Origin of the sequence: Streptomyces sp. N35 (assembly GCF_016464295.1) — a bacterium.
Classification (GTDB): Bacteria; Actinomycetota; Actinomycetes; order Streptomycetales; family Streptomycetaceae; genus Streptomyces.
In genome coordinates this window covers 28,863-33,314 of the sequence record NZ_JAEIMH010000095.1, presented here as the reverse complement: position 1 = coordinate 33,314, position 4,452 = coordinate 28,863, and the positions used below count along the sequence as shown (strand labels likewise).

At 67.0% G+C, this 4,452-nt stretch carries 4 protein-coding genes; 1 reads left to right on the top strand and 3 read right to left on the bottom strand.

What is annotated here, in order from left to right; all coding sequences use genetic code 11:
* Positions 1 to 278: 278 nt before the first annotated feature.
* The 3 genes from JAO81_RS35515 to JAO81_RS35505 form a co-directional block, all read right to left on the bottom strand.
* Positions 279 to 1,964, bottom strand: coding sequence for a ribonuclease J (locus tag JAO81_RS35515; RefSeq protein WP_199552114.1), 1,686 nt, complete (start codon positions 1,962 to 1,964; stop codon positions 279 to 281).
* 136 nt (positions 1,965 to 2,100) lie between these two features.
* Positions 2,101 to 3,000: a 4-hydroxy-tetrahydrodipicolinate synthase gene (gene dapA / locus JAO81_RS35510; RefSeq protein ID WP_199552113.1), complete on the bottom strand. Its 900-nt coding sequence runs from the start codon at positions 2,998 to 3,000 to the stop codon at positions 2,101 to 2,103.
* 318 nt (positions 3,001 to 3,318) lie between these two features.
* Entirely contained in the window at positions 3,319 to 3,555 is a 237-nt protein-coding gene (locus JAO81_RS35505) for a hypothetical protein (RefSeq protein ID WP_199552112.1), read from the bottom strand.
* A gap of 247 nt (positions 3,556 to 3,802) precedes the next feature.
* Here JAO81_RS35505 and JAO81_RS35500 point away from each other — a divergent pair, with 247 nt between their 5' ends.
* The gene (locus JAO81_RS35500) at positions 3,803 to 4,357 is read left to right on the top strand and encodes a hypothetical protein (protein WP_199552111.1); all 555 of its coding nucleotides are present in this window, start codon (positions 3,803 to 3,805) and stop codon (positions 4,355 to 4,357) included.
* Positions 4,358 to 4,452 lie beyond the last annotated feature (95 nt).

The window sequence follows — 4,452 nt, the reverse complement described above, 5'->3', positions numbered from 1 at the left end:
TGTCAATCTGGCGTTGACTTTTGGCACGCTGTTGAGTTCTCAAGGAACGGACGCTTCCTTTGTACTCACCCTCTCGGGCTTTCCTCCGGGCTTCCCTTCGGTGTTTCCGACTCTATCAGACTCTTTCGGGCCCGATTCCCAGTCGGACTGGGATTCGCTTTCCTGGGTTTCCGCTTTTCGGCGGTTTCCCTTTCCGGCGAGACCCGACTTTATCAGAGATTCTGAGTCGGAATTTCCACCCGCTCCTTGTTGTGCTGCGTTTGCCCAGCTCAGAGGCGTCAGACCTCGACGACCACGGGCAAGATCATCGGGCGTCGGCGGTAGTTGTCGGAGACCCACTTGCCCAGCGTGCGGCGGATGAGCTGCTGCAGCTGGTGGGGTTCGACGACGCCGTCCTGGGCCGACTTCTCCAGTACTTCGTTGATCTTCGGGACCACGGCGCTGAACGCCGAGTCCTCGATACCGGAGCCGCGGGCCTGGATATGCGGACCGCCGGTGATCTTTCCGGAGGACGAGTCGACCACCACGAAGACCGAGATGATGCCCTCGTCCCCGAGGATGCGCCGGTCCTTGAGCGAGGTCTCGGTGACGTCGCCGACCGAGAGGCCGTCCACGTACACGTAACCGGCCTGGACCTTGCCGACGATCTTGGCCTTGCCCTCGACCAGGTCGACGACCACGCCGTCCTCGGCGATGACGATCCGGTCCTGCGGGACGCCGGTCATGGCGCCGAGTTCGGCGTTGGCGCGCAGATGGCGCCATTCGCCGTGCACCGGCATCAGGTTGCGCGGCCTGCAGATGTTGTAGAAGTACAGGAGCTCGCCGGCCGAGGCGTGGCCCGAGACGTGCACCTTGGCGTTGCCCTTGTGGACGACGTTGGCGCCCCAGCGGGTCAGGCCGTTGATCACGCGGTAGACCGCGTTCTCGTTACCGGGGATCAGGGACGACGCCAGGATCACGGTGTCGCCCTGGACGATCCGGATCTGGTGGTCGCGGTTCGCCATCCGGGACAGGGCGGCCATCGGCTCGCCCTGTGAACCCGTACAGACAAGAACGACCTCGTGGTCGGGCAGATCGTCGAGTGTCTTGACGTCCACGACGAGTCCGCCGGGGACGCGGAGATAGCCCAGGTCACGGGCGATGCCCATGTTGCGGACCATCGAGCGGCCGACGAAGGCGACCTTGCGGCCGTATTCGTGGGCGGCGTCCAGGACCTGCTGGATGCGGTGCACATGGCTCGCGAAGCTCGCCACGATGATGCGCTTCTGCGCTCCGGCGAAGACGGACCGTACGACATTGGAGATGTCGCGCTCCGGCGGGACGAAGCCCGGGACCTCGGCGTTCGTCGAGTCCGAGAGGAGGAGGTCGATGCCCTCCTCGCTCAGGCGCGCGAACGCGTGCAGGTCCGTGAGGCGGCCGTCGAGCGGCAGCTGGTCCATCTTGAAGTCGCCGGTGTGCACGACCATGCCCGCGGGGGTGCGGATGGCGACGGCAAGGGCGTCCGGGATGGAGTGGTTGACCGCCACGAACTCGCAGTCGAAGGGGCCGATCCGCTCGCGGTGCCCCTCCTTGACCTCGAGGGTGTACGGGCGGATGCGGTGCTCCTGGAGCTTCGCCTCGATCAGCGCGAGGGTGAGCTTGGAGCCGATCAGGGGGATGTCCGCCTTCTCGCGCAGGAGATAGGGGACGGCACCGATGTGGTCCTCGTGCCCGTGCGTGAGCACGATGCCCTCGATGTCGTCGAGGCGGTCCCTGATGCTGCTGAAGTCCGGCAGGATCAGGTCGATTCCGGGCTGCTCCTCCTCGGGGAAGAGCACGCCGCAGTCGACGATGAGCAGACGGCCGTTGAACTCGAAGACCGTCATGTTGCGGCCGATTTCGCCCAGGCCGCCGAGCGGGGTGACGCGCAGGCCACCTTCGGGAAGCTTCGGCGGGGAACCGAGCTCGGGATGCGGATGACTCAAAAGACTCTCCTACCCATGCGCGCCACGTCCTCCTTGAAGGCACGTGGCGCGCATGACGTTCGTGCGATGCAGTTGTCGCGTTCAGTTGGTGCGTACGTGTTCGGTTGTGCGTCGTATTCAGTTGTGAAGTCTGTGATCAGAGGTGTACCCCGCCGGCGGCGAGATCGATCTTGAGCTGTTCGGTCTCCTGGGCGGAGAGCTCCACGAGCGGCAGGCGCAGCGGTCCGGCGGGCAGACCCTGGAGGGTCAGCGCGGCCTTGGTGGTGATGACGCCCTGCGTACGGAACATGCCGGTGAAGACGGGCAGCAGCTTCTGGTGGATCTCGGTGGCCTTGCGGACATCGCCGGAGTTGTACGCCTCGAGCATGGCGCGCAGCTCGGGAGTGACGACATGGCTGACGACCGAGACGAAGCCGACGGCCCCGACCGAGAGCAGCGGAAGGTTGAGCATGTCGTCGCCGGAGTACCAGGCCAGGCCTGAGCGGGTGATGGCCCAGCTGGCGCGGCCGAGGTCGCCCTTGGCGTCCTTGTTGGCGACGATCCGCGGGTGCTCGGCGAGGCGGACGATCGTCTCGGTGGAGATCGGGACGCCGCTGCGGCCGGGGATGTCGTAGAGCATCACCGGCAGCTCGGTGCTGTCCGCGATCGCCGTGAAGTGCCTCAAGAGGCCTTCCTGCGGCGGCTTGTTGTAGTACGGCGTGACCGTCAACAGGCCGTGTGCGCCTGCCTTTTCGGCGTCCCGGGCCAGCTCGATGCTGTGGCGCGTGTCGTTGGTGCCGACGCCCGCCACGATGTGGGCGCGGTCACCGACCGCCTCCAGTACGGCTCGTACGAGATCGGCTTTCTCCGCATTGCTGGTGGTCGGGGACTCGCCGGTGGTGCCATTGATGATCAGGCCGTCGTTGCCTGCGTCCACCAGATGGGCGGCCAGTCGCTGCGCGCCGTCGAGGTCGAGAGCGCCATCCGCCGTCAGTGGCGTGACCATGGCGGTGAGGACCCGCCCGAAGGGGGTCTGCGGAGTCGAGATCGGAGCCATGGGTAACACGCTACTCGCTGCTCAGTGCGTGGTCGCCCCTCGGGGGAGGCGCCGGTCGTGACGGGGCGTGACAAAAGGAGCCCGGCACTGCCTGCTCGGGGGTTCAAGCAGTGCCGGGTCCGTTTGATCAGGCTAGATGAACTTCTCGAAATGCCGCAATACGGACACTTCGCAAGGAGGTTCGGGGAGACCGCCCTGAAGCCGCTTACTCACCGTTACGGAGCGAGGCGGCCGTTCTTGTTCAACGCCTCGCGCCTGAGCGGAGAAAGAAGCGACCGGCAGGACCGAACGGGCAACTCCGTCCTCCATGACGCCGCTTCAGCGGTCGGAGGCCTCGGAATGCTGGGTCTGCGCCGGGGAGGAGTCCGGCGAGAGGGCGGGCATCCCGAAGAGCAGGGCACCCACCAGACCGGCGACGACGGTGAGACCGACGAGCGTGCGGCCGGCTATCTGACCGGCGGTGGCGCGCTCCTTGGGGGGCGGGGTCACATTGCTTCGGTACTTGTCGGCTTCGGCGATGAAGGCGAACGGGACGGGCTCTCGCCGACGGAACATGGTGGGCGCTTCTCCTTGGTTCACTCGTGACTGCTGGTGTCTCGTACCCATACAGACGCGTAGAACCGCACAAAGGTGCCGCGAAATCGGAAATTTCAGCGAAGAACATCGGAGACCGCCGCAGGTGGTCCGTAGCCTGAACGGCGCGGCGCGGACTCCGCTCGGACCCCCGGGACTGGTCGCTCATGGAATGCCTGGGTAGCCTCACCGAGCACACCTTCGAGCGGGCCCCAGTGAGGATTACGTCGTGCCCCTAGCCTTCCTTACAGCCGACCGCGCATTCGACCAGGCGGACGACATCGCGCTGCCCTTCGACGACCGCGACCAGTGGCGCCGGCCGTACCGGCCCGGTCCGTGGCGCGTCGGTGCCGCGGCCCTGCTGCTGCTCCTGGCCTCGTACATGCTGCTCGCCGCGATGATCATCGCCCTCGCGGACGCACCCTCCGCCGGAGCCGCCTGCGCACTCGGTGCGCTGGTGGTGATCGCCGCCTCGCTGCGCCTGCTGCGGGTCGGCACCTGGGTGAGCGCGCGGGGCGTACGCCGGGTCGGGTTCTTCCTGACCAGGACCGTGCCGTGGAGCGGCGTGGCCTCGGTGCGGACCACGCAGCAGCCGGTGCGCTGGCTCGGTCTTCCGCGCACCGTGCAGGGTCAGGCGGTCGTCCTCGTACCGGGTCAGGGCAAGCCGCTCACGGATCCGCTGATGACCTCGCACAACGGGGACTTCCTGGGGCGGCCGGAGGCCTTCGACCGCGCCGCGGACACCATCGAGGCCTGGGCCTACGAGTACCAGCCGGCTCGCTGATCCAGCGGATACGCCGCTGGTTCATGGCATATGACAGAACCCGCACCCCCCCTCGCGCGGGGGGGGGGGCTGGCTGGAGGGGGGGGGGGGGGCCG

Bases quoted from the DNA above. Each gene is read 5' to 3' on its own strand.
- JAO81_RS35505 (WP_199552112.1), bottom strand. From the start codon at position 3,555: ATGTTCCGTCGGCGAGAGCCCGTCCCGTTCGCCTTCATCGCCGAAGCC.
- dapA (WP_199552113.1), bottom strand. From the start codon at position 3,000: ATGGCTCCGATCTCGACTCCGCAGACCCCCTTCGGGCGGGTCCTCACC.